22 protein-coding genes and 1 pseudogene are annotated in these 22,760 nt (G+C 69.3%); 11 read left to right on the plus strand and 12 right to left on the minus strand.

Going from position 1 to position 22,760, the window contains the following annotated elements:
• Positions 1-2 precede the first annotated feature (2 nt).
• Entirely contained in the window at positions 3-1,187 is a 1,185-nt protein-coding gene (locus PARN5_RS0116520) for an HlyD family secretion protein (RefSeq protein WP_018000882.1), read from the minus strand.
• 191 nt (positions 1,188-1,378) lie between these two features.
• Between PARN5_RS0116520 and PARN5_RS0116525 the strand changes: the two genes are divergently transcribed.
• The 4 genes from PARN5_RS0116525 to PARN5_RS24975 all read left to right on the plus strand — a co-directional run bounded on the left by PARN5_RS0116525 (position 1,379) and on the right by PARN5_RS24975 (position 4,001).
• Positions 1,379-2,026, plus strand: coding sequence for a TetR/AcrR family transcriptional regulator (locus tag PARN5_RS0116525; RefSeq protein ID WP_018000883.1), 648 nt, complete (start codon positions 1,379-1,381; stop codon positions 2,024-2,026).
• Between the two features lie 1,030 nt (positions 2,027-3,056).
• Positions 3,057-3,362: an FAD-binding oxidoreductase gene (locus PARN5_RS22960; RefSeq protein WP_018000884.1), complete on the plus strand. Its 306-nt coding sequence runs from the start codon at positions 3,057-3,059 to the stop codon at positions 3,360-3,362.
• An 88-nt stretch (positions 3,363-3,450) separates the two neighbouring features.
• Complete coding sequence (locus PARN5_RS24970; RefSeq protein ID WP_232419426.1) at positions 3,451-3,897, plus strand: FAD-dependent oxidoreductase; 447 nt, start codon at positions 3,451-3,453, stop codon at positions 3,895-3,897.
• Entirely contained in the window at positions 3,885-4,001 is a 117-nt protein-coding gene (locus PARN5_RS24975) for a hypothetical protein (RefSeq protein WP_232419428.1), read from the plus strand. Before PARN5_RS24970 ends, PARN5_RS24975 begins: the two co-directional genes overlap by 13 nt.
• A 131-nt stretch (positions 4,002-4,132) precedes the next feature.
• Here the strand turns inward: PARN5_RS24975 and PARN5_RS24340 are convergent, their stop codons facing one another.
• Positions 4,133-5,092 (minus strand): helix-turn-helix domain-containing protein, encoded by a 960-nt coding sequence (locus tag PARN5_RS24340; RefSeq protein ID WP_018000886.1) that lies wholly within the window; start codon positions 5,090-5,092, stop codon positions 4,133-4,135.
• Positions 5,093-5,188: 96 nt separating this feature from the next.
• On the opposite strand from PARN5_RS24340, the gene PARN5_RS0116545 reads away from it, so the two are divergent.
• From PARN5_RS0116545 to PARN5_RS0116555, 3 genes are read left to right on the plus strand one after another with little or no spacing between them, the layout of a single operon-like run.
• Positions 5,189-6,112 (plus strand): 3-keto-5-aminohexanoate cleavage protein, encoded by a 924-nt coding sequence (locus PARN5_RS0116545; protein ID WP_018000887.1) that lies wholly within the window; start codon positions 5,189-5,191, stop codon positions 6,110-6,112.
• Entirely contained in the window at positions 6,109-7,530 is a 1,422-nt protein-coding gene (locus PARN5_RS0116550; protein WP_018000888.1) for a carnitine 3-dehydrogenase, read from the plus strand. Before PARN5_RS0116545 ends, PARN5_RS0116550 begins: the two co-directional genes overlap by 4 nt.
• A gap of 56 nt (positions 7,531-7,586) precedes the next feature.
• Entirely contained in the window at positions 7,587-8,552 is a 966-nt protein-coding gene (locus tag PARN5_RS0116555) for a GlxA family transcriptional regulator (RefSeq protein WP_018000889.1), read from the plus strand.
• Here the strand turns inward: PARN5_RS0116555 and choX are convergent.
• Both choX and PARN5_RS24605 read right to left on the minus strand, forming a co-directional pair.
• Positions 8,541-9,479, minus strand: coding sequence for a choline ABC transporter substrate-binding protein (choX, locus tag PARN5_RS0116560; RefSeq protein WP_018000890.1), 939 nt, complete (start codon positions 9,477-9,479; stop codon positions 8,541-8,543). The genes PARN5_RS0116555 and choX overlap by 12 nt on opposite strands.
• Positions 9,480-9,553: 74 nt before the next feature.
• Positions 9,554-9,835: a hypothetical protein gene (locus tag PARN5_RS24605; RefSeq protein ID WP_198289617.1), complete on the minus strand. Its 282-nt coding sequence runs from the start codon at positions 9,833-9,835 to the stop codon at positions 9,554-9,556.
• A gap of 225 nt (positions 9,836-10,060) precedes the next feature.
• Here PARN5_RS24605 and PARN5_RS0116565 point away from each other — a divergent pair, with 225 nt between their 5' ends.
• Positions 10,061-10,504 carry an SRPBCC family protein gene (locus PARN5_RS0116565; protein ID WP_018000891.1) on the plus strand — a complete coding sequence of 148 codons (444 nt, stop codon included), beginning with the start codon at positions 10,061-10,063 and terminating at the stop codon, positions 10,502-10,504.
• Between the two features lie 27 nt (positions 10,505-10,531).
• Entirely contained in the window at positions 10,532-11,179 is a 648-nt protein-coding gene (locus PARN5_RS0116570) for a glutathione S-transferase family protein (RefSeq protein ID WP_018000892.1), read from the plus strand.
• 17 nt (positions 11,180-11,196) lie between these two features.
• On the opposite strand, the pseudogene PARN5_RS0116575 reads toward PARN5_RS0116570, so the two are convergent.
• From PARN5_RS0116575 to PARN5_RS0116605, 7 genes and pseudogenes are all read right to left on the minus strand, one after another.
• Positions 11,197-11,397, minus strand: a pseudogene (locus PARN5_RS0116575) (efflux RND transporter permease subunit); the annotation flags it as partial.
• A 342-nt stretch (positions 11,398-11,739) separates the two neighbouring features.
• Positions 11,740-12,690: an oligopeptide/dipeptide ABC transporter ATP-binding protein gene (locus PARN5_RS0116580; protein WP_018000894.1), complete on the minus strand. Its 951-nt coding sequence runs from the start codon at positions 12,688-12,690 to the stop codon at positions 11,740-11,742.
• Positions 12,687-13,676 (minus strand): ABC transporter ATP-binding protein, encoded by a 990-nt coding sequence (locus PARN5_RS0116585; RefSeq protein ID WP_018000895.1) that lies wholly within the window; start codon positions 13,674-13,676, stop codon positions 12,687-12,689. The genes PARN5_RS0116580 and PARN5_RS0116585 overlap by 4 nt, the downstream gene beginning before the upstream one ends.
• Before the next feature lie 3 nt (positions 13,677-13,679).
• Positions 13,680-14,513 (minus strand): ABC transporter permease, encoded by an 834-nt coding sequence (locus PARN5_RS0116590; protein WP_018000896.1) that lies wholly within the window; start codon positions 14,511-14,513, stop codon positions 13,680-13,682.
• Positions 14,514-14,562: 49 nt separating this feature from the next.
• A complete protein-coding gene (locus PARN5_RS0116595; RefSeq protein ID WP_018000897.1) occupies positions 14,563-15,534 on the minus strand; it encodes an ABC transporter permease in 972 nt (323 codons plus the stop codon).
• A gap of 18 nt (positions 15,535-15,552) precedes the next feature.
• Positions 15,553-17,145, minus strand: coding sequence for an ABC transporter substrate-binding protein (locus PARN5_RS0116600; protein WP_018000898.1), 1,593 nt, complete (start codon positions 17,143-17,145; stop codon positions 15,553-15,555).
• Between the two features lie 106 nt (positions 17,146-17,251).
• A complete protein-coding gene (locus PARN5_RS0116605; protein ID WP_018000899.1) occupies positions 17,252-18,196 on the minus strand; it encodes a LysR substrate-binding domain-containing protein in 945 nt (314 codons plus the stop codon).
• A gap of 105 nt (positions 18,197-18,301) precedes the next feature.
• Between PARN5_RS0116605 and PARN5_RS0116610 the strand changes: the two genes are divergently transcribed.
• Both PARN5_RS0116610 and PARN5_RS0116615 read left to right on the plus strand, forming a co-directional pair.
• The gene (locus PARN5_RS0116610) at positions 18,302-19,936 is read left to right on the plus strand and encodes an amidohydrolase (RefSeq protein WP_018000900.1); all 1,635 of its coding nucleotides are present in this window, start codon (positions 18,302-18,304) and stop codon (positions 19,934-19,936) included.
• A gap of 2 nt (positions 19,937-19,938) precedes the next feature.
• Positions 19,939-20,868 (plus strand): CobW family GTP-binding protein, encoded by a 930-nt coding sequence (locus tag PARN5_RS0116615; RefSeq protein ID WP_018000901.1) that lies wholly within the window; start codon positions 19,939-19,941, stop codon positions 20,866-20,868.
• Positions 20,869-20,881: 13 nt separating this feature from the next.
• Here PARN5_RS0116615 and PARN5_RS0116620 read toward each other — a convergent pair whose 3' ends face one another.
• On the minus strand, positions 20,882-22,648 hold the full coding sequence (locus PARN5_RS0116620) for a tetratricopeptide repeat protein (RefSeq protein WP_018000902.1): 1,767 nt from the start codon (positions 22,646-22,648) through the stop codon (positions 20,882-20,884).
• Between the last annotated feature and the right edge of the window lie 112 nt (positions 22,649-22,760).

Raw genomic sequence — 22,760 nt, forward strand, 5'->3', positions numbered from 1 at the left:
GCCTAGCCCCGCATGCCGGGGGCGCCGGAGTCCAGCGCGCTGGTCGCGGCCGCGCCGGGTTCGACCCGGGCCGGGTTGGCGGCGGGGGTGGGCATCAGCGGCCGATCCTCGCCGGTGCGAGTGTCGACCTCGACCACGACGGACATGCCGGGGCGCAGCGGCAGGCGGGTGCGGTCCTGGTCGTCGATGCGGATGCGCACCGGCACGCGCTGCACGACCTTGGTGAAATTGCCGGTGGCGTTCGACGAGGGCAGCAGGCTGAACACCTGGCCGGTGCCGGCGGTCAGGCTTTCCACCGTGCCGTGCAGCACCGCATCGGGCCAGGCATCGACGCGGATCTGGACGCTGCTGCCGGGGCGAATACCGGCGATCTGCGTCTCCTTGAAGTTCGCGCCGACATAAAGGTTCTCGACCGGGACCAGCGTGCCGATGCGCGAGCCCGGCGCGACATAGGAGCCGACCTCGATCTGGCGCTCGGTCAGGATGCCGGCGAAGGGCGCGCGGATCTGGGTGAAGTCCAGGTCGCGCTGCGCCTGGCGCAGCCCGGTGCGGGCGGCGCGGACCTGGAGTTTCGCGCTGTCGGCTTCGGCGTTCAGCACCGCCAGCTGCGCCTCGGCCTGCGCCAGCGCCGCCCTGGCGCTTTCGACCTGGGCGGCGGCGGATTTGGCGCTGGCCTCGGCCGAATCCAGCGCGGCCTGGGTGCCGACCGAGGTGGTCTTCAGCTCGCGCGCCCGGCGATAGGCCTTTTGCGCGCCGTCATTGGTGGCCTGGGCGGCGGCCAGCGCGGCCTCGGCCTGCTGGATGCCGGCCCGGCCGGCGGTGATCTGCGCCTCGAGCTGGCGGGTCGCGCTTTCGGCGCTCGCCAGCGTATTGGCGGCGTTTTCCAGCGCCAGCTGGTAATCCTGCGGGTCGATGCGGGCGATCACCTGGCCCTTGGCCACCGGGGCGTTGGGCGCGACCAGGATCTCGGCGATATAGCCGGTGTCGCGGGCCTGCAGCATCACCAGGTCGGCCTGCAGATAGGCGTCGTCGGTTTCCTGGTGAAAGCGGCCATGGGTGAACCAGCGAAAGCCCTCGTAGCCGACCACGGCCAGCACCAGCAGGGCGACGATGCCCAGGATGCGCTTGGCCTTGCCGGATTTCGGCTTGCTCGCGGGGGCCGGGGGGGCGTCGGGGGTCGAAGTCATCACTGGGCCTTTCGGAACGCAAGCCGCCGTTGCGCGCGGACCCGGCATGGCATGGGGGCGAGTCGGGCTGTCGGCTGCGGCTCCATACCATTGACCGAACGGTTCGGTCAATGGTATCCGGGGGCGTCGGTGGGCTGGACCGCGCTGCCGGCGGCGGCGTAATCTGCCGCGCAACCCGTCAGGAGGCAGGCTTGAACGATCCCGTCAGCACCGGCTGCGACTGCGACCCGCGCGCGGGCGTCGAGGACAATCCCAAGCGCCGCCAGATCCTGGACGGCGCGCGGCGGATGTTCCTGTCGCAGGGGTTCGAGGGCGCCTCGATGCAGGACGTCGCCCGGGCGGCGGGGGTCTCAAAGGGCACGCTCTACGTCTATTTCGACAGCAAGGAGGCGATGTTCGAGGCCCTGGTCCTGCACGAATGCGGCCGGCTGCAACGCACGATCCGCGAGCTGGGCAGCGGCAAGGGCGCAGTCGAGGACGAGCTGCGCCAGATTGCCCGCACCATGATCGACACGCTGCTGCAGGGCGAGGTCCTGGCCGCGATGCGCATGATGATCGGCGCGGGCGAGAAGTTCCCCGACCTCGCACGCCGCATCTATCGCGCCGGCCCGATGCATTCGATCGAGACCCTGGCGGAGTATTTCCAGGGCCGCGTGGCGCGCGGCGACCTGGCGATCCCCGACTGCACCGAGGCCGGCGCGGAATTCGTCGACCTGGTGCTGGCCGGGTTGCAGCGCCGGGCGCTGTTGATGATGGACCCGCTGGAGCCCGCGCAGATCGACCGCTTCGTCCAGCGCCGCGTCGCGCGCTTCCTCGCGGTCTATGCCCCGCCGGGCTGAGTCTGCCTTCGGCAGGCCCAGCGGCTCGGGCAATCGACGGAGGCGGTCGAGGACGAGCCCGACCCGGCAAAGCTGGGCAGGCGGCGGCAGACCGGACATGCGGATCGGGCCATCGCGCAGCACTGCATGGCCGGCGAGCAGGGCGCTGCCATGCCGAGCCCTGAATCTCCGCCGGCCCCGCCTTGCAGCCACGCGGAAGCGAGCAGTTCCATTGCCAGGCCCCGCATCATTCCGGCGGCAGGCGTCCAGTTCCTCGGCCAAGGGGAACTCGCTCGCGCGGTGGGCGCGGGCCATGGCGCCCGGCCGCAGATCCACACCTCCATTCGGTGCGCCCGAAGCCGCTGATCCCGCGCGACAACGTCGGCATCGACGAGCGCACCGAGGCGCCCGGCGCGATCCCGCGCGCGCCCCGACCGCGCGGATGTGGCCCGCGCCTTGGCCGCGGCACGGGCGGCAGGGGCTGCGGGCATTGGCGTGGCCTTTCCGCATTCCTGCCGCGACCCGAGAACGAGCGCGCGGTGGCGGCGATGCTCGCCGAGACGGCGCCCGAGAGCACCTCGGCGGATGTGGCGCGACCGCCCGACGCCGATGGAGCGGATGCGCATCCTCGACCCCCGGCCCGACGCCGCGATGATTGCGGGTCGCGCTGCTGGAAAAGGGCCTTGTCGGGGCCGAGCAACCTGCCGCAGTTGGGGCTGGTGCCGCCAGAAGAACCGGGATGAGCGCCAACTGCCGCTGGCGATCCTGGCTCTGCGCATGGGGAAGACGCTGTCGCAGAACCCAGGCTTTCGCCGCTCGGGGCTCTTCTATGCCAGCAACGACAGGGCGAGTTTGGCCCAGTGGGAGGAACGGGGCCGCATGGCGCGCGGCCATGGCGTGGGCACCCGGATGATCTCGGGCGCCGAGATCGCCGCGATGCTCCCCGCCGCCGCGCGCGCTGGAAAGGCGGTGTGCATTCGCCGACCGACGCCCGCGCCGCTGATGGCCGAGCCCGCGCAGGCTTGGCGCCACCGTCCATCGATCCTGCGCGGTGCGCAAGATCGAGTTCCCGGCCGGCCGGGTCGGCGGCGTGCTGACCGAGCGCGGCCGCATCGGCTGCGACGCGGTGCTAGTCGCGGGCAGCGCCTGGGCCGGAATGCCGCCGCGCCGCCATGGCGTGCCTTTCCTGCAGGCCTCGATCCAGTCCACCTCGTGTGCGACCGCGCCCATGCCCGAGGTGACCGCCGGCGGCTGCACGGTCGGCACTTCGGGCTTTGGCCGGTTGCATGTCTCGCCGCGCGGGATCATGCAGATGCGGCCGTTCTGGAAGACCTTCCTGAAGCGCCGGCGAAGCTGACCTACAGCCTTGGCGCCAGTTTCTTCACCGGCCGGATGCGCTGCGGCGCTGGAGCGCCGACCGGGTTTCGGCCTTCGAGCGCATCCGCGTGCTGGACCCCAAGCCCGAGGCGCGGCTGCTGAGACGCGGCATGGCCGACTTGGCCCGCCCCCCCGCTCGCCGGGCGCAGGTGGCGCATTCCTGGGGCGGCATGGTCGATTGCACGCCCGACGCCATCGCGGTGATCGGGCCGGTCGGGACGCACCCGGGATTGTTCGTCTCGGCCGGGCACAGCGGGCATGGCTTCGGCATCGGTCCCGCGGCGGGCCGGCTGGTGGCCGAGCCGATCCGGGCGTCGCGCCCTCGGTCGATCCAGCCCTTTTGGCATGACCGCATGACCGATGGCAGCGATCTTGGCGAAATGGCGCGGGCGGGGGTAGTCCTGTCCTGGATCGCGGGCGTCAGCCTGATGAGCGGGACTCTGGCGCCGTGCCGGGCAGCATCGATTCCATCGCCGTCCTGGCCCGCGGCGCCGGCGCCGACATGGCCTTCGTGATGAGCCTGCGGACCATCCGCATGTTCGCCATGGTGATCCTCGGGCCGACGCTGGCGACCGGGCTGGCGCGCATGCTGCTGCACCGCCGGGGCGGCCGGCCCTGAAAACTCCGAGGAGAATCCCGTGGCGCGGCCTGTCGGCCATGCCCTCGACCAGGCGGGCTGCGCCGGAACGTTTCACGGCGCGCCAAGCCTCGTCTGCGCAAGGGGCGTCCATCGGCCGAATGAAGTCGCCCTTAGGCACGCACCGAGACAAGAGGATCGTCTCCGCATTCGCCGGTGTGGCCGGTCGACTGCCTGATCGGGTGGCCGTGGGCGCGCCGATAGGCCTTGCTCAGCGAAGCCGCGTCGCAATAGCCGCAGCGCAGGGCGATTTCGCGCAGGCCCAGCCCGGTGCTGGCAGCCAGCTCGCGCGCCTGCGACAGCCGCAGCATCTGGAAATAGCGGCCCGGCGCCATGCCGGTCTCGGCCCGGAACAGCCGGTCCAGCTTGCTGAGCGAGACCCCGCAGCGCGCGGCGATTTCGGGCAGCGGCATCGGCGTCTCGATCGACCCGATCATCAGGTTCATCGCCTGCCGCAGCCGCGCCGTGCCCTTGCGGGGCAGGCCGGGCAGGGCCGGGCCGGCCTCGCCCCGGCCGGCGTCATGCAGAAACATCGACGAGGCGACGAAGGCATTGGCCTGGCCGAACCGCCGGGCGATGAAGGCCAGGATCAGGTCCAGCGCACCGGCCGCGCCGCCACAGGACCAGAAGCGGTCTGCCATCACATAGGGCGCGGGGTCGGCCTGCACCTCGGGAAAGGCCTCGGCGAATTCGCCGAGCAGCGACCAGTGCAGGGTGGCGCGTCGCCCGCGCAGCAGGCCCGCCGCCGCCAGAAGCCAGGGCCCGCTGTCGGCGCCGATCACGATGCGGGCCTGCCGCGCCAGCGCCAGGATGCGGCGCGGCCCCGCCCCGCCGGCGTGGTCGCGATAGCCATAGCCCGCCACCACCACCAGCAGCTCGAACTCCGCCGCCGCAGCGTCGTCGGGCGCGACGGACAGCCCGCTGGAGGACCGCACCGGGCGGCCGTCGGGGGTCATGACCTGCCAGCGGATGTCGATCCCGGCCTGGTCGCGGACCGCCCGCAGGGGCTCGAGCAGGCAGGACAGCACCATGTTCGAGAAGCCGTCGAAAAGCAGGAAGCCGACGCGGACCATGAAATGCTGACCTGTTTGGACAATCCGGTGACAGGATAGGATAATCCAGAAGCCGTGCAACCCCCTAGCATCGGGCCTGCCAACCAGGAGTTCGCCATGCCCCTTGCCATGAATCGGGACGTCTTCATCACCTGCGCCGTGACCGGATCGGGCGGCACGCAGGACCGCTCGCCGCATGTGCCGCGCAGCCCGAAGCAGATCGCGGAAAGCGCCATCGCGGCGGCCAAGGCCGGCGCGGCGGTGGTCCATTGCCACGTCCGCGACCCCGAGACCGGCGCCCCCTCGCGCAAGCTGGACTATTACCGCGAGGTGACCGACCGCATCCGCGAGGCCGAGGTGGACGTGGTGCTGAACCTGACCGCCGGCATGGGCGGCGACATCGTCTTCGGCAATACCGAGGCGCCGTTTCCGCTGAACGCCGCCGCGACCGACATGGTCGGCGCCACCGAGCGCATGGCCCATGTCGTCGAATGCCTGCCCGAGATCTGCACCCTCGATTGCGGCACGATGAACTTCGCCGAGGCCGATTACGTGATGACCAACACGCCCGGCATGTTGCGGGCCATGGGCGGCATGATGACCGCCCTGGGCGTCAAGCCCGAGATCGAGGCCTTCGACACCGGCCACCTGTGGTTCGCCAAGCAGCTGGTCGAGGAAGGCACGCTGGCCGGCCCGGCCCTGGTGCAGTTGTGCATGGGCGTGCCCTGGGGGGCGCCGAACGACCTGAATACCTTCCTGGCGATGGTGAACGCGGTGCCCGCGGACTGGACCTGGTCGGCCTTCAGCCTGGGCCGCGACCAGATGCCTTTCGTCGGTGCCTCGGTGCTGGCGGGCGGCAATGTCCGCGTGGGGCTGGAGGACAATCTGTGGCTGGGCAAGGGCCAGCTTGCCACCAATGCGCAGCTGGTCGAGCGTGCCGCGACCATCATCGAGAACCTGGGCGCCCGCGTGATCGGCCCTGCCGAGGTGCGCGAACGCCTGGGCCTGGTGAAGCGCGCGCCGAAAGGAGCCGCGGCATGAGCAAGGCGGCGATCATCGGCGGCGGCGTCATCGGCGGCGGCTGGGCCGCGCGTTTCCTGCTGAACGGCTGGGATGTGGCGGTCTTCGACCCCGACCCGCAGGCCGAGCGCAAGATCGGCGAGGTGCTGGCGAACGCCCGCCGGGCGCTGCCCGCGCTCTACGACCGCGCGCTGCCGCCCGAAGGCCGGCTGAGCTTTCACGCCGACATGGCCGAGGCGGTGGCGGGCGCCGCCTGGATCCAGGAAAGCGTCCCCGAGGTTCTGGCGCTGAAGCACAAGATCCTGCCCGCCATCGCGGCGGCGGCCGGGCCGGATGCGGTGATCGGCTCGTCGACCTCGGGCTTCAAGCCGTCCGAGCTGAATGCGGCCGGCACCCACGCGGTGGTGGCGCATCCCTTCAACCCCGTCTATCTGCTGCCGCTGGTCGAGCTGGTGGGCGATGGCGCCACCTGCGCGCGGGCCGCCGACATCCTGCGCGGCATCGGCATGTTTCCCCTGATCCTGCGCAAGGAAATCGACGCCCATATCGCCGACCGCCTGCTGGAGGCGGTGTGGCGCGAGGCGCTGTGGCTGGTCAAGGACGGCATCGCCACCACCGAGGAGATCGACGAATCGATCCGCATGGGTTTCGGCATCCGCTGGGCGCAGATGGGCCTGTTCGAGACCTATCGCATCGCCGGCGGCGAGGCCGGGATGAAGCATTTCATGGCCCAGTTCGGCCCGGCGCTGTCCTGGCCCTGGACCAAGCTGATGGACGTGCCCGAGTTCAACGACGAACTGGTCGACCTGATCGCCAGCCAGTCCGACGCGCAATCCGGCCACCGCTCGATCCGCGAGCTGGAGCGGCTGCGCGACGACAATGTCGTCGGCATGCTCCGCGCGCTGCGCCGCTCGGGCAGCGGCGCCGGCGGCGTCCTGCGCGCGCATGAGGCGCAGCTGCCCGACCCGGGCGAGCGCGACGGGCTGCCGATCACCGGCGCGCGCCAGGTGCCGGTGACCTGGACCGACTACAACGGCCATATGAACGAGACGCATTACCTGGAAGCCGCCTCGCTGGCCACCGACCGCTTCATGGAGATGATCGGCGCCGACGCGGATTATATCGGCTCGGGACAGAGCTATTTCACGGTCGAGAACCATATCCGTTACCTGGACGAGATCCACGCCGGCGACCGGCTGGTGGTGACGACCCAGGTGCTGGACGGGCAGGGCAAGCGGCTGCACCTGTTCCACCGGCTCTGGCGCGGCGAGGTGCTGGCCGCCACGGTCGAGACGCTGCTTCTGCATACCGACCTCGGCACCCGCCGCACCAGCGCGCCCGCGCCCGCCGTGGCGGCGGCGCTGGCCGATTGGGCCGGCCGCCATGCCGCCATGCCGGCCGAGGGGGCGGGCCGCTTCGTCGGCCAGCCCAGGTCCTGACGCATGGGGCGCGCCATGCCTGGGGCGCGGGCGAGGTGACGGCGGGCGCGGAAGGGGTGTTCCGGCGCTCTGACCGGCCGCTCGGCGTCACCATCCTGGTGCTGCCCGATGCCTCGCTGATGAGCCTTGCCGCCACGCTGGACCCGTTGCGGGCGGCAAACCGCGTGTCGGGGGCGGAATGCTATCGCTGGCAGGTCGTCTCGGTCGACGGCAAGCCGGTGGCGACCAGCTGCGGCCTGCCGGTGCAGGTCGATGGAGCCTTCCGGCCGCAGCAGGAATGCGACCTGCTGATCGTGGTCGCGGCCTTCAACGTCGCGCGCCATGTCGCCCCGGCGGTGCTGGCCGCCGTGCGGCAGGGCGCGCGGCGGGCGGCGCTGGTCGGCGGCGTCGAGGCCGGCAGCTGGGTTCTGGCCCGCGCCGGGCTGCTGGACCAGCGCCAGGCCACGACGCATTGGGAGGATCTCGAGGATTTCGCCGCCCGCTTCCCGCAGCTGCGCGCCATCCCCGACCGCTGGGTGATCGACGGCCCGGTCTTCACCACCGGCGGCGCCGCGCCCACGCTGGACTTCATGCTGGCGCTGGTCCGCGCCCGCCAGGGCTTCGACGCGGCGCTGAACGTGGCCAGCCTTTACGTCTACGAAGAAATGCGCCTGCCCTCGGACGCGCAGCCCCTGGTCTCGCTGGGCCGGGCCGGGCGGATGGAGAGCCGTGTCGCCCAGGCCATCGGCATCATGGAGGCGCATCTGGACAGCCCGCTGCCCGTCGCCCGCATCGCCGCGCAGGTGAAATGTTCCAGTCGGACGCTGGAGGGGCTGTTTCGCGCCATCGTCCAGACCTCGCCCGCCGCCTATTACCAGTCGCTGCGGCTGCAGGCGGCGCGGCGACTGATCACCGACACCGACCTCGGCATGGCCGAGATCGCGGTCAGGACCGGCTTCGCCTCGATCGCCTCGCTGTCGCGCGCCTTCCGGCGGCGGTTCGGCCATCCGCCGACCGCCGCCAGACGCGGTTCAAAGACCTAGCGCCGCCTTGGCGGCGGGCAGGCCCGGCTCGCCCGCAACGGTGGTGACATCGGCAAGCCAGGCGTCCAGCGCGGCCGGGTTTTCCTTGAGCCAGCGCTCGGCGGCGGCCTTCGGCTCCAGCCCCTCGTCCAGGACATAGGACATCATCACGTCCTCGGCCTCGACCGTGAAGGCGAGGTTCGACAGGAACTTGCCCAGGTTGGGGCATTCCGCGGACAGGCCGGCGCGGGTATTGGTCAGCACGGTCGCGGCGCCGTCGTCGGGTCCGAACGTGTCGTTGCCGTCGGTCAGATAGGCCAGTTCGTAACGCACGTTCATCGGATGCGGCCGCCAGCCGAAGAACAGGATCGGCTGTTCGGCCTGGATGGCGCGCTGCACCTGGGCCAGCATGCCCTGTTCGCTGGATTCGACCAGTTCGAATTCGCCCAGGTCGAAGGCATTGTCCGAAATCGCCTGCAGGATCGTGCTGTTGGCGCTGCTGCCGGCCTCGATGCTGTAGATCTTGCCGCCGAGCTGGTCCTTGAACTTGGCGATGTCGGCATAGGTCTTGAGCCCGGCCTCATGCGTGTATGCGGGCACGGCGAAGCCGATCAGCGCGCCTTCCAGGTTCGGGCGCACCACCTCGATCTGGCCGGCATCGACCAGCGGCTTCTGGATCGGTTCCTGAAGCGGCATCCAGTTGCCCAGGAAGATGTCGGTATCGCCCTGTTTCAGCGATTCGAAGGTGACGGCGACCGACAGGATCTGCACCTCGGGTGTATAGCCCAGGGCCTGCAACACCATGGCCGACATGGCGGTGGTCACCGAGATGTCGGTCCAGCCCACGTCCGAGAAGCTGGGGGAATGGCAGGCGGCGGGCTCGGCGGCCTCGGCCCTGGGCAGCACGGCCAGCGAGGCCAGGACTGCGACGGCGATCTTGCGCTTCATTTTCTCTCCTCCGTTGTTGGTCCAGCCGATCCGCCAGGGTCAGCCCTGGGGAAAGGATAGCCGAGAGTTCCGCATCAGGTTGACCCGTTGCGCAGCAATTTTTGCGATTTGCGCAGGGAACGGCGGGTTTTGGGCAATTGGTTGCCGCTTCGCGCGCCGGGTGGGCTGGTGCGGGGCGTGGACCGGCCCTGCCGCGGGTCTTTCATCCTGTCGCCGGAGCCTTTCGGTCGTTCACGCCGGTCGGCGCGCGCTGTGCAATCGCCCGGTGCCGCGGTGATGCGCGGCTGCGTGGCCGCGCGGTGCTGGAGAAGCAGATCCGGGGGCTCGACCACCGTGCCGTTGAGCGAGATCGGCACGTCGATTCCGCCCGGCCCGTCCTTGGTCCGCGCTGCGTGACCCCGGCGGCCCCACGCCGGCCAGGCTCCGCGCTTCGGCCGGGGCCAGTTTCATCGGGCTGGCCAGGTCCAGGCCTTGTGCGGCAAGCCCGTCGAGGTTCTGGACCGGACCCTTGCCCGACTGTCGCGCGTTACGGTGCAAGCACCACCGATGTGGAGCCCTGCAAACCAGACACGGAGGATACCATGCCCAGCACGATCCGACTGCACCGCGTCATCGCGGCGAAACCCGAAAAGCTCTATCGCGCCTTCATCGAACCCGACGCGGTGGCAAGCTGGCTGCCGCCCTGGGGCTTTCTCTGCACCGTCCACGAGCTGGAGGCGAGGGTCGGCGGCCGGCACCGGATGTCGTTTCGCAACTTCACCACCGGCGACAGCCATTCCTTCGGCGGCAGCTATCTGGAACTGATCCCGGGCCAGCGCCTCGTCTATACCGACCGGTTCGACGACCCCAACCTGCCGGGCGAAATGACGGTCACGGTGGACCTGAAGCCGGTCTCGGTCGGAACCGAGATCAGCATCGAGCAGCAGGGCGTGCCGGACCTGATCCCGGCTGAGGCCTGCTATCTCGGCTGGCAGGATTCGCTGCACAAGCTGGCGAAACTGGTCGAGCCGGAAATCAGCCAATAGGCACGACCGCATCACAGGAGCCGTGCGATGACCCCCATCATCACCGCCTTCGCGCGATCCCCCGACCGCGGCCAGGGCTTGGCGCGCGACATGCGTGTCCGCTGGGCATTGGAAGAGGTCGGCCAGGCCTACGACACGCGCCTGCTCTCCTTCGACGAGATGAAGCAGCCCGCGCATCTGGCACTGCACCCCTTCGGGCAGATCCCGACCTATCAGGAGGGCGATCTTGCCCTGTTCGAGTCGGGCGCCATCTTGCTGCATGTCGCGCAACGCCATCCGGGCCTCTTGCCCGAGGAAGCGAATGCGCGGGCGCGGGCCATCATGTGGATCTTCGCCTCACTCAACACCGTCGAGCCGCCGATCGCCGAGTGGGAACAGGCCGCGTATCTTGAGCGCGACAGGCCCTGGCACCAGGCGCGCCTTCCCCTGCTGGAGAAGCGCATCCGCGATCGTCTGGAGCAGCTTTCCCGCCCCTTCGGCGAGGCAGACTGGCTCGACGGCACCTTCAGTGCCGGCGACCTGCTGATGGTGTCGGTGCTGCGCAGGCCGGAGGGAAGCGGTATGTTGGAGACGTTTCCGAACCTCCGCGCCTATGTCGCCCGCGGCAAGGCGCGTCCGGCCTATCGGCGCGCCTTCGAGGCACAACGGGCGGTGTTCACGGCATCGCAGGGCTGAACGGGGCGTCACATCGCCATCGCCAGGGTCGGGATCAGCGTCGCCCGCCAGCTTTGCAGGAAGACCAGGATGACCAGGAAGACCAGGACCACCGCCTCGATCAGCGTGTGATAGACTTGGCTGATGGATTCCTCGACGAAGGGCGAGGTGTCGTAGGAATAGACGATCTGCACGCCCGCCGGCAGCGAGGATTGCAGCCCGTCCAGCACGCCCCGCACCCATGATGCCCGACAATCGCTCCGGTGCACGCGATGATTTGTAAGGAATTGTTTCCAAGCGGAGCGGGGAAACGCTTCGTTACAAATTCGGCCTCGGCGGGAGACTTCTCGACACAGGAAAGACCAAGCTTGGAAACGGCCGGTCGCTGTTTCCAAGCGCAAGCGGGCGGTCGGCATCGCCCTCGTGCCGGATGGATTCGCTGGAAGCAGGACGTCCTTGGCAGTTGTGCTGGCCGTAACCGTGCTGCTGGCCGCGGCCATCCTGCTGCGCGCGGTCGCATCGCCTTGGACCTCTGAATGGCGAAAGGGCCTGACCGGGCGGGCAGGCCCCCCGGCCGGCCGTCAGGCCAGATGGCAGGCCACCGCCTGCCCGGGGGCAAGCTGGCGCAGGGCCGGCATCCGCTGCCGGCAGTCCTCGACCGCGATCGGGCAGCGCGAGGCGAAGCGGCAGCCCTTGGGCAGGTTCACCGGGCTGGGCGGGTCGCCTTGCAGCCGCGCGCCGCCGCCCCGCCGCCGATGCTCGGGCGCGAGCGAGGGCGCCGCGGCGATCAGCGCCTGGGTATAGGGATGGCGCGGCGCGGCGAAGATCTGCGCCGCCGGCGCCTTTTCCACGATCTGGCCCAGATACATCACCGCGATCTCGTCGCAGATGTGGCGCACGACGCCGAGGTCGTGGCTGATGAACAGATAGGTCAGCCCGGTCTCGCGCTGCAGGCGGCGGATCAGGTTCAGGACCTGCGCCTGCACCGCCACGTCCAGCGCCGAGACCGGCTCGTCGAAGACGATCAGGTCGGGCTTGGTCGCCAGGGCCCGCGCCAGCCCGATGCGCTGCCGCTGCCCGCCGGAAAACTGGTGCGGATAGAGCGACTTCAGCTCGGGGCGCAAGCCGACCTGGGCCAGCAGCTCCTCGACCCGCGCGTCGCGGCTGGCGGGCTCTCCCAAGCCCAGGAGGTCCATGGGCTGGCGGATGATCCGCCCCACCCGGTCGCGCGGGTTCAACGACGAGAACGGGTCCTGGAACACCATCTGGAAGCGTGGCCGGGCGCGGCGCAGCTCCTCGCCCTCGATGCGGCTGATGGGGGTGTCGTCCAGGTCGATCTCGCCGCCGGTGATCGGGGCAAGGCGCATCACCGCCAGCGCCGTGGTGGTCTTGCCCGAGCCGGATTCGCCGACGATGCCCAGCGTCTGGCCGCGACGGATGTCGAAGCTGACCCCGTCCACCGCATGGACGGTGCCGCCGTTCGCGGTGGGGAAATGCACCTTGAGGTCGCGGACGGAAAGAAGCTGGGTCATGCCGGGACCTCGCGGGGTTCAAGCTGGATACAGGCGGCCGAGTGATCGCCGGACATGGGAACGTGGCGGGGTTGGGCGGCAAGGCAGGCCTCGACGGCCAGCGGGCAGCGCGGCGCGAAGGCGCAGCCGCGGCCCAGGTCGGTCAGCGCCGGCACGATGCCGGGGATCTCCGGCAGGTCGGCATCCGGGTCGGCATCGACGCGCGGGATGCTGGCCAAGAGGCCGCGCGTATAGGGATGGCCGGGATCGTCCAGCACCGCGTCGGCCGGGCCGCGCTCGATGACGCGGCCGGCATACATGACCGCGACCTTGTCGGCCATTTCCGCCACCGCGCCCATGTCATGGGTGATCAGGATGATGGCGGTGCCGGTCTTTTGCCGCAACTCGTCCAGCAGGCCGAAGATCTGCGCTTGCACGGTCACGTCCAGCGCCGTCGTCGGCTCGTCCGCGATCAGCAGCTTCGGCTCGCAGGACAGCGCCATGGCGATCATCACCCGCTGGCGCATGCCGCCGGAAAGCTGGTGCGGATAGGCGCGGGCGCGCAGCTCCGGCTCGGGGATGCCGACGGCGCGCAGCATGTCGACGGCGCGGGCGAAGGCGGCCCTGGGGCTGACCTTCTGGTGCAGGCGCACCGCCTCGGCGATCTGCTCGCCGCAGGTGAAGACCGGATTGAGCGAGGTCATCGGCTCCTGGAAGATCATGGCGATGTCGCCGCCGCGGATCCTGCGCATCTCGGACTGGCGCAGCTTCGTCAGCTCGCGGCCCTGGAACAGGATGCTGCCGCCGACCACCTTGCCGGGGGGCGAGGGGATCAGCCCCAGCACCGACAGCGCGGTCATGCTCTTGCCGCAGCCGGATTCGCCGACGATGGCCAGCAACTCGCCCGGTGCGACGCTGAAGGACACGTCGTCCAGCACATGGGCCACGCCGCGGCGGGTGGTGAAATCGACCTTGAGATTGCGGATGTCCAGAACGGGTTCGGTCATGGCTCAGCGTTCCCTCATCCGGGGGTTGAAGGCGTCGTTCAGCCCGTCGCCGACCAGGCTGACGCCCAGCACGGTCAGGAAGATCATCGCCCCAGGCAGCGTCACCACCCACCAGGCGTCCAGCAGGTATTCCCGGCCCGAGCCGATCATCAGCCCCCAGGACATGACGTTCGGGTCCGAGAGGCCCAGGAAGCTGAGCCCGGCCTCGAACAGGATCGCCATGCCGATGGTCAGCGTGGCCGAGACGATCAGCGGCGGCAGGGCATTGGGCAGGATGACGCGCCAGATGATGTTGCCGTCGCCGGCGCCGATGGCGCGCATGGCGCTGACATATTCCAGCGTGCGGATGCGGCGGAACTCGGACCGGGTCAGCCGCGCGGTCTGCGGCCAGCTGACGATGCCGATGGCCAGCGCCACGTTGACCAGCGTCGGCTGGAACAGCGTGACGACGACCATGGCGAACAGCAAGGGCGGCAGCACCTGGAAGAACTCGGTCACGCGCATCAGCATGTCGTCGACCCAGCCGCCGTAGAAGCCGGCATAGGCGCCGACCAGCACCCCGATCAGCATGGTGATCGCTGCGGCGGCGAAGCCCACGGCCAGCGTGGCGCGCCCGCCCGCGATCAGCCCGGCCAGGATGTCGCGGCCCAGGTTGTCGGTGCCCAGCGGGATCGTCGCCTCTTCGCCGGGCGGCGTCAGCGGCGCCCAGACGATTTCGAACGGATCAATCTGGTAGAGATGGGGTCCGGCGAAGGTCATTGCCATGACCAGGATCAGCAGCGCCAGGCCCAGCATGGCCGAGGGGCTGCGGCGAAAGATGTCCCAGGCTTCGGCCATGGGACCGCGGGCGGCTGGAACCGTGGTTCTGGCGGGCGCGGTCATGTCTCTAGCGTCCTCCGGCAAGGCGCGGGTCCAGCAGGCGCGACACGAAGTCGGTCAGCAGGTTCGCGATGATGACGATCAGGGTGGAGAAGAACAGGATGCCCAGCACAGTCGGATAGTCGCGCGCCAGGATCGACTGGAAGGCCAGCGTGCCGAGGCCGGGCCAGCTGAACACCGTCTCGACGAGCACCGCGCCCGAGATGATGGCGCCGAACTGCATGCCCGCGACGGTCACGACCGGCAGCAGCGCGTTGCGGAAGGCGTGGCGGCCGAAGACCTGGCGCTCGCTGACGCCCTTGGCGCGGGCGGTGCGGATGTAGTCGGCACCCAGCACCTCCAGCATCGAGGCGCGGGTCAGCCGGCTGTATTGCGCCAGATAGACCAGCCCCAGCGTCAGCGCCGGCAGCACCAGGTGGTGGGCGATGTCCAGGATCCGGCTCAGGAAGCCGCCCTGTTTCACCACGTCGATCATGCCGGCGATGGGGAACAGCGGGATGGTGGCGCCGAACAGGATCACCAGCATCAGCCCGGTCCAGAACACCGGCGCCGAATAGCCCACCAACGACAGCACCGTGACCAGCGCCGAGGCGATGCCGCGCGGATTGCGCGAGGCGAGCATCCCCAGCCGCGTGCCGACGACCAGCGCGAAACCCAGCGCGGTCGCCACCAGCAGCATGGTCGGCCCCAGCCGTGACAGGATCAGATCGACCACCGGGCGGTTGTAGAAATAGGACATGCCCAGGTCGCCCTGCAGCGCGCGGCCCAGATACAACCCCAGCTGGGTCAGCAGCGGCTTGTCGAGCCCGTATTGCTGGCGGATCGCGGCCATGACCTCGGCGCTGGCGCCGCCCATCTCGCCGGCGATGACCTCGGCCGGGTCGCCGGGGGCGAGCTGGATCAGCAGGAAGTTCAGGACAAGGACAGCGAGGATCAGGGCAGCCGCATAGAGCAACTGCCGCAGGATACGTCGAAACATCGGGATTGCCTCCGCCGGTTACTGCTTCAGCCAGACCTCATCCATCGGCCCCATCGTGCCCCAGATCGAGACGGGCGGGTTCTGCACGGCCTGCGAATAGACCGTGTGATAGGGCACTTCGTTGATGAAATGGATCGGGATGTCGGTGGTGATCTGCTTGAAGGCCTGGGCGTAAAGCTGCTGGCGCTTGGCCGGGTCCGGCTCGACCCCGGCGGCGTTCATCAGCTTGTCCACCTCTTCGTTGCAATATTGCTGGGTGTTGGACCAGATGATCCCCTCGCGGATGTTCGAGCAGAGATAGGTCCGGTTCACGCCGATCACCGGGTCGCCCCAGTTGAACACCTGGTCCATGGTCATGTCGAAGTCATAGGACGAGACGCGCTGCGACCAGGTCGGGAAGTCGGGAGAGGAGCGCACGGTGACCGTGACCCCGACCTTGGCCAGCGCCGCCTTGACATATTCGGCGACGGCGCGCTGCTGTTCCTCGACATCGGGCATGTAGTCGATGCGCAGTTCCAGCGCCTTGCCGCCCTCGCCATAGCCCGCCTCGGCCAGAAGCGCCTTGGACTTGTCGAGGTCGAAGTCGTAGCGCGCGACATCCTCAGTATAGAAGGGGCTACCCTGCACGACCGGCTCGATCGAGGGCTTGGACAGGCCCGAATGCAGCGCCTTGGTCACGAAGTCGCGGTCGATGGCATGGGCGATGGCCTGGCGGACCCGCACGTCCGACAGCGCCGGATGCTTGGTGTTGAAGGCCAGCCAGTTCAGCGGGCCGATGCCGGCATAGCCCTTGTCGGTCACGGTCAGGTCGCCGGATTTTTCCAGCCGCCGGATCAGGCGGGTGCCGTCGAGCAGCGGGAACATCTGCGCCTCGCCCGATTCCAGCGCCAGCACGCCCGAGTTGGCATCCTGGTATTGCCGGATCACGATGCGGTCCAGATAGGGCTTTCCTTCCAGGAAGAAGCCGTCATAGCGCTCCAGGATGATGTGCTGGCCCGGCTCGAAGGCGGTCACCTTGAAGGGGCCCGAGCCGACCGGCAGGTTGTTCTTGGGGCTCGACTTGATGTCCTGGCCGTCGTCGAAGACGTGCTTGGGCAGGATCGGCGTCAGCGAGGCCGACAGCACCAGCAGGATCGCCGGATGCGGCTGCTTCATGCGGATGACCACGGTCTGCGGATCGGGCGCCTCGAAGGCCTCGACCGGTTCGAGCATGCTCGAGAACGGGTGGTTTTCCTTGACCACGCCCAAGGACCAGATCACGTCCTCGGCCGTGATGGGCGAGCCGTCGTGGAAGGTCGCGCCCTGGCGCAGCTTCAGCGTCAGCACCTTGCTGTCGTCACTGAATTCCCAGCTTTCGGCCAGATAGGGTTGCGGCGTGAAATCCTCGCCATAGCGCAGAAGCGTGGCAAAGATCTGCGCCGCCGGCACGGCGGTCGCGACACCCGACTGCACGGCCGAGTTCAGGTGGCGCGGCTTGTGCACGGATGCCAGCACCAGCGTCCCGCCCTTTTGCGCCTCCTGGGCGGAAAGCGCGGGGGCGGTGGCGAGCGCGGTCAGCGCCACGGCACCGGCCAGCAGGAAACGACGCGAGAAGGCGGGGGGAAGGGTCATCTGGTTCTCCGTGTTGGGCGCGCGCCGAATTCTGCGTTGACGCTGCGCCCTTATGGATCGGTCATCGGCGGGCTTTGCGGCAAATGCATTTTTGCGCCCGAATTCCTCAGAAATCCTGTGGAATGTAGGGCCGCACGAAGGCGCGGTCGAATTCGCCGCGCATCGCCTGCATCTCGCAAGTGGCGATGATCGCTTCGCAAACCGGGGTCAGTTGCACGTCGCGCCGGGTCAGAACCCCGGCGCGCGGGGCGTCGTGCTCACCCGCCAGCGGCAACCGCACCAGGTCGCCGCGGGCATAGGTCTGCTTGCTCATCGGGCGGATGTTGAAGATGCCGTAGCACATGCCGGCCGCGATCAGCGCCCGCATCATGTCGGTCGAGCGCGCCGAATAGACCACGTTCGGCTTGAGGCCCCGCGTCGCGAACAGGTCCATCAGGTAGCGCCGCGACAGGTCCAGGTCCAGCACCACCAGCGGCTCGGGCGCAAGCTGTTCCAGCGTGACGAAACGGCCGCTGGCCAGCGGATGCGCCGCCGGCAGCGCGGCATGGGGGTGGCCGACGAAAAGCGGCAGGAAACGATAGGCCAGTTCGTTGATCAGCCCGTAGCAGAAGGCGAAATCGGCGTCGCCGGTATCGACGGCGCGCACCACCTCTTCCCAATTGCCCTCCATCACCTCGATCATCAGGTTGGGATAGCGCTCGCGCACCTCGCACAGGATCGTGGGCAGCAGGATCGGCGCCAGCGGCGTGAAGCAGGCGATGCGCGCGGTGCCGTCGATGCGCTGCTCCAGATCGGCGATCTTGCCGTCGAAGCGCGCCTGCGCCACCAGCAGCAGCCGGATCTCGTCGATGATCTTGCGGCCGAAGCTGGTCGCCCCGATCCCGCGCGAGGGCACGCGGGCAAAGACCGGCTGGCCCAGCTGCGCCTCGACATGGTCAATGGCAGCGGCGATGGACGAGGGCGAGACCGCCAGCGCCTCGGCCGCGGCGGTGATCGACTGGTGCCGCTCGGCTGCCTCGATATAGCGCAGGTGCTTCAGGGTATAGTGCATCCGACCCTCAGGAAAATAGCGGAAATCCCGCGCAATTATGCATTTCACGCAGGATGTTTGTCACGGCTAATCTGCCCGCGACGCCGCATCCGACGGAGAAATTGCATGATCCCGACCGTTTTTTCAGCACGCCGCATCATCACCATGGACCCGTCGCGGCCCGAGGCGACGCATGTCATGGTGTCCCACGATGGGCGCATCCTTGCCGTCGGCGGCCCCGAGGACATGCGCGGCCGGGGCGAGCTGCACCACGACGACCGTTTCGCCGACAAGGTGCTGATGCCCGGTTTCGTCGAGGGCCATGCCCATATGATGGAGGGTTCGGTCTGGCGCTTCACCTATCTGGGCCATTATGACCGCGTGGCCCCGGACGGCCGGCGTTGGCAGGGCATCACCAGCACCAACGCGCTGGTCCAGCGCCTGCGCGACCGCGCCGCGGAATTGGGCGACGGGCCCGTCGTCGGCTGGGGCTTCGATCCGCTTTTCGTGCCCGGCGACCGGCTGTCGCGGCTGGACCTCGACCGGGTCTCGACCTCCCGGCCGGTGGTGGTGCTGCATTCCAACATGCATCTGCTGACCGCCAACAGCGTGGCGCTGGACCTGGCCGGCTATGACGAGAACACCGACGTCCCCGGCGTCATCCACACCGAGGACGGCGAACTCCACGGCGAGCTGCACGAGATGGGCGCCATGTTCCCGGTCATGCGCCGGGTCGGCGCCAGCTTCCGCGCCATGGGCGGCGATCCCGAGGCGATCTGGAACTTCGCGCGCTCGGCCTGCCGGGCAGGGGTGACGACCTCGACCGACCTGCTGAACGAGCTGGGCGACGAGGTGCTGGCCGACCTGTTCGCCACCACGGCCGAGGCCGGCTATCCCTTGCGGCTGGTGCCGATGCTTTCGGCGCTGGCGCTGCAGCCCGAGGCGGTGGCCGCGCGGGCGAAGGAGTTGCGGGCGCAATCGACCGACCGGGTGCGGCTGGGCGGGGTCAAGATCGTCACCGACGGCTCGATCCAGGGTTTCACCGCGCAGCTGCTGGCGCCGGGCTATCATCGCGGCACCGACAATGGCATCTGGAACATCGCCCCCGAGGCGCTGAACGTCCTGGTGGACGACCTGAACCGCCAGGGCATCCAGATGCATATCCATGTCAACGGCGACGGCGCCAGCCTGGCCGCCATCGAGGCGCTGGAAGCGGCCCTCGCCGGGCATTTCCGCCCCGACCACCGCCATGTGCTGCAACATTGCCAGATGGCCGACCGCGCCCAGCTGCGCCGCATCGCCGCGCTGCAATGCTGCGTGAACCTGTTCGCCAACCACCTGTATTATTTCGGCGACAAGCATTACGAGATCACCATCGGCCCCGAGCGCGCCTGCCGCATGAACCCCTGCGCCAGCGCGCTGGAGATGGGCATTCCGCTGGCCATCCACTCCGATGCGCCGATCACGCCGCTGGCGCCGCTGGTTACCGCCTGGTGCGCGGTCAATCGGCTGACCGACAGCGGCCGGCAGCTGGGCACCTCGGAACGCATCCCGCTGGACGCGGCGCTTTACGCCATCACCCTGGGTGCGGCCCATACGTTGAAGCTGGACGGCGAGCTGGGCTCGGTCGAGGTCGGCAAGCGCGCCGATTTCGCCGTGCTCGAGGACGATCCGCACGCCCTCGGTCCCGAGCGGCTGCGCGAGGTCCGGGTCTGGGGCACCGTCTTCGGCGGCAGCCCGGTCGCGGCCGGGTCGTTCTGACCATGGCCGCGCCGCTGCCCGTCAACCTGCTCTGCGGCTATCTGGGCGCGGGCAAGACCACGCTGCTGAACCGGCTGCTGGATCGGCAGGGCGAGCGGATCCTGGTCATGGTCAACGATTTCGGCGACATCGCGGTCGATGCCGCGCTGATTGCCGGCCGCTCGGCCGACACCATCCAGCTCAGCAACGGTTGCATCTGCTGCTCGATAGGCGGCGGGCTGTTCGACGCCTTCGAGCGGGCGCTGAGCCTGCGCGACCGGGTGGACCGGCTGGTCATCGAGGCCAGCGGCGTCGCCGAGCCTCGGCGGCTGGCCGCCTTCGCCCTGGCCGAGCCCGAGCTGGACTGCCGGGCGGTGGTGGCCGTGGTCGATCCGCAAAGCTTGGCCGAACGGCTGGCCGATCCCCGGATCGGGCGGGTGGCGGAAAGCCAGATCCGCGGTGCCGATGCCGTCTTTCTGTCGCGCGCCGACATCGCCGGCCGCACGGCGCTGCGCCGCACGGCGCGACTGGTCGCCCGGCTCAATCCGCTGGCCAGCCAGCATGTGGCGACCGACAGCGGCTTCATGCAGGCCTTGGCGGCGCCCCATGACGGCCGCAGCCTTGCCGCCCTGGTCCCGGACCCCGACCATGGGCGGCTGTTCGCCAGCCGCACGATCAGCCTTGTCCCGCCCCCGGATCGCGGGCAACTCGTCGCGATCATCGAGCGGCATCGGCGGGCGGTCCATCGGCTCAAGGGCTATGTCCTGCTGCCCGGCTCGGCCGGCCCGCACCTGCTGCAACTGGCCGGCGGCGTGCTGTCGCTGGACCCGGCCGCGCCGCCCGAGGGCATGGTCGCGAACCGGCTGGTCGCCATCGCGCCGGATGCGGAAGCGCTGGCGCAAATGGCCGCCGATCTCGCGCCGGCACCGTCCTGCGCGGCCCGGCCTGGTTGATTGCGGCCGGCCGTCAGGTCAGGCCCGCCTTGCGCAGCCCCTCGACGTAAAGCTCCAGATCCTCGGGATGTTTCAGCGGCGGCACCTTGCGCCAATGCGCGATGGTGAAGTTCGGATGCACCTGCATCACCGCGCGGGCATGGCGGCGGGCCTCGTCCATCTGGCCCAGCAGCGCGTGGCTGGCGGCCAGCAGCCGGTGCGCCTCGGACTGGTCGCGCATCTTGTGGAGCGTCTCGATGCTCCTGGCATAGTCGCCATGGTGGAAATAGGCATCGCCCAGGAACCACAGATAGGCGTCCGGGCAATAGGGATTGAGCCGCATCGCCCGTTCCAGCAGCTTTACCGCGCGGTCGCCCTGCCGGACATAGGCCAGGCAATCGCCGGTATAGGCCAGCAGGTCGGCGTCGTTGGGGTTCAGGTCCAGCGCATGTTCATAGGCGGCCAGCGCCTCGTCATGCTGCTTCTTGTAGAGATGCGCCAGGCCCATCTCGGAAAAGCCGCGCGAATCGAGACTGTCGCATTGCACCGCCCGCTTGGCCAGGACTAGCGCCTGGTTCAGCGCCGCATCCGGGTCGCTGGTCCAGTTGTAGCGCCATTCGACGTTGAAGGTGCGCGACATCGCCGCATAGCTGCGGCCATAGCTGGGATCGAGGTCGCGCGCCTCTTCGAACAGCCGCCGGGCGTGCAGGTTGGCATCGGGCAGGAAGCGCAGGCCCATGTCCTGCCCGCGCAGCACCAGCCCATAGGCGTAAAGCGCCGGGTGCGCCTGCTCGGCCAGCCGGCGCCGCTCGGCGGTGTCGAGCTGGATTGCCACCCGCGCCGCGGTCATCGCGGTCACGTCGTCCTGGAAGTCGAAGATGTCCTGCATCACGCCGTCATAGCGTTCGGACCAGATGACATTCTCGGATTCCGCCTCGGCCAGGTCGACGGTAATGCGCAGCCGGTTGCCGGCCCGGCGAAAGCCGCCGGTCAGCAGGTAGCGCACGCCCAGCCGGCGGCCGATCTCGCGCAGCGAGGTGGTCTGCGCCGCGGCCAGGACCGAGGAATGCCGCGCGATCACCATCAGTTGCCGGAACCGGCTGAGATTGGTGATGAGGTCGGCGACGATGCCCTGGCACAGATGCCGGTCGCGGGGATCGGCCGAGAGATTCTCCATCGGCAGGATCGCCAGCGAGGCGTCGGGCTGGCTGGGATCGGTGCGGCGCAGCAGGCCGCCGGGCAGGGGGGTCGCGGGTGCGGCGGCGGGGGCCGGGGGCATGACGGCATAGACCTCGACCGGGGCCGAGATGTTCTTCAGCCGCCGCCGCCCCAGCGAGCGCATCGCCAGCTGCGCCTTGTCGCGCACCATGCGGTAGACCGTTTCGGTGACGCAGATGCCGCCGGGATCGGCGAAGCTCTGGATCCGCGCCGCCAGGTTGACGCTGTGGCCATAGACCCCGTCCCGGCCCTCGAAGGTCTCGCCCAGCGAGATGCCGACGCGCCAGGCGATGGGCTCGCGCGCCTCGGCCCAGGCGGATTCGCAGGACAGTTCGCGCTGCATCTCGACAGCGAAATGCAGCGCCTTGTGGACGTCCTCGAACACGGCGACCAGCCCGTCGCCTGCGGTATTGACCACGGTGCCGCCGTAATCCCCGACCAGGTTGCGGATCAGCGCCAGCGAGCGCGTCAGCCGCAGGATGGTTCCCGCCTCGTCCTGCTCGATCAGGCGGGTATAGCCGTGGATGTCGGCATAAAGCACCGCCTGAAGCCGGGGGCCGGTCAAACCGGGCTGTTCGGTCATGGCTTGTCCAAGGCTCCTTTCACTGGCACCGAGAAAGGCGCAGGCGCCCGGCCTGTCAAGCCCGGATCGCGCCGCCGCGTCAAGTCACGGCGCCCGTGACAGCGGCCGGCGC

The sequence above is a fragment of the Paracoccus sp. N5 genome, from assembly GCF_000371965.1.
Taxonomy (GTDB): domain Bacteria; phylum Pseudomonadota; class Alphaproteobacteria; order Rhodobacterales; family Rhodobacteraceae; genus Paracoccus.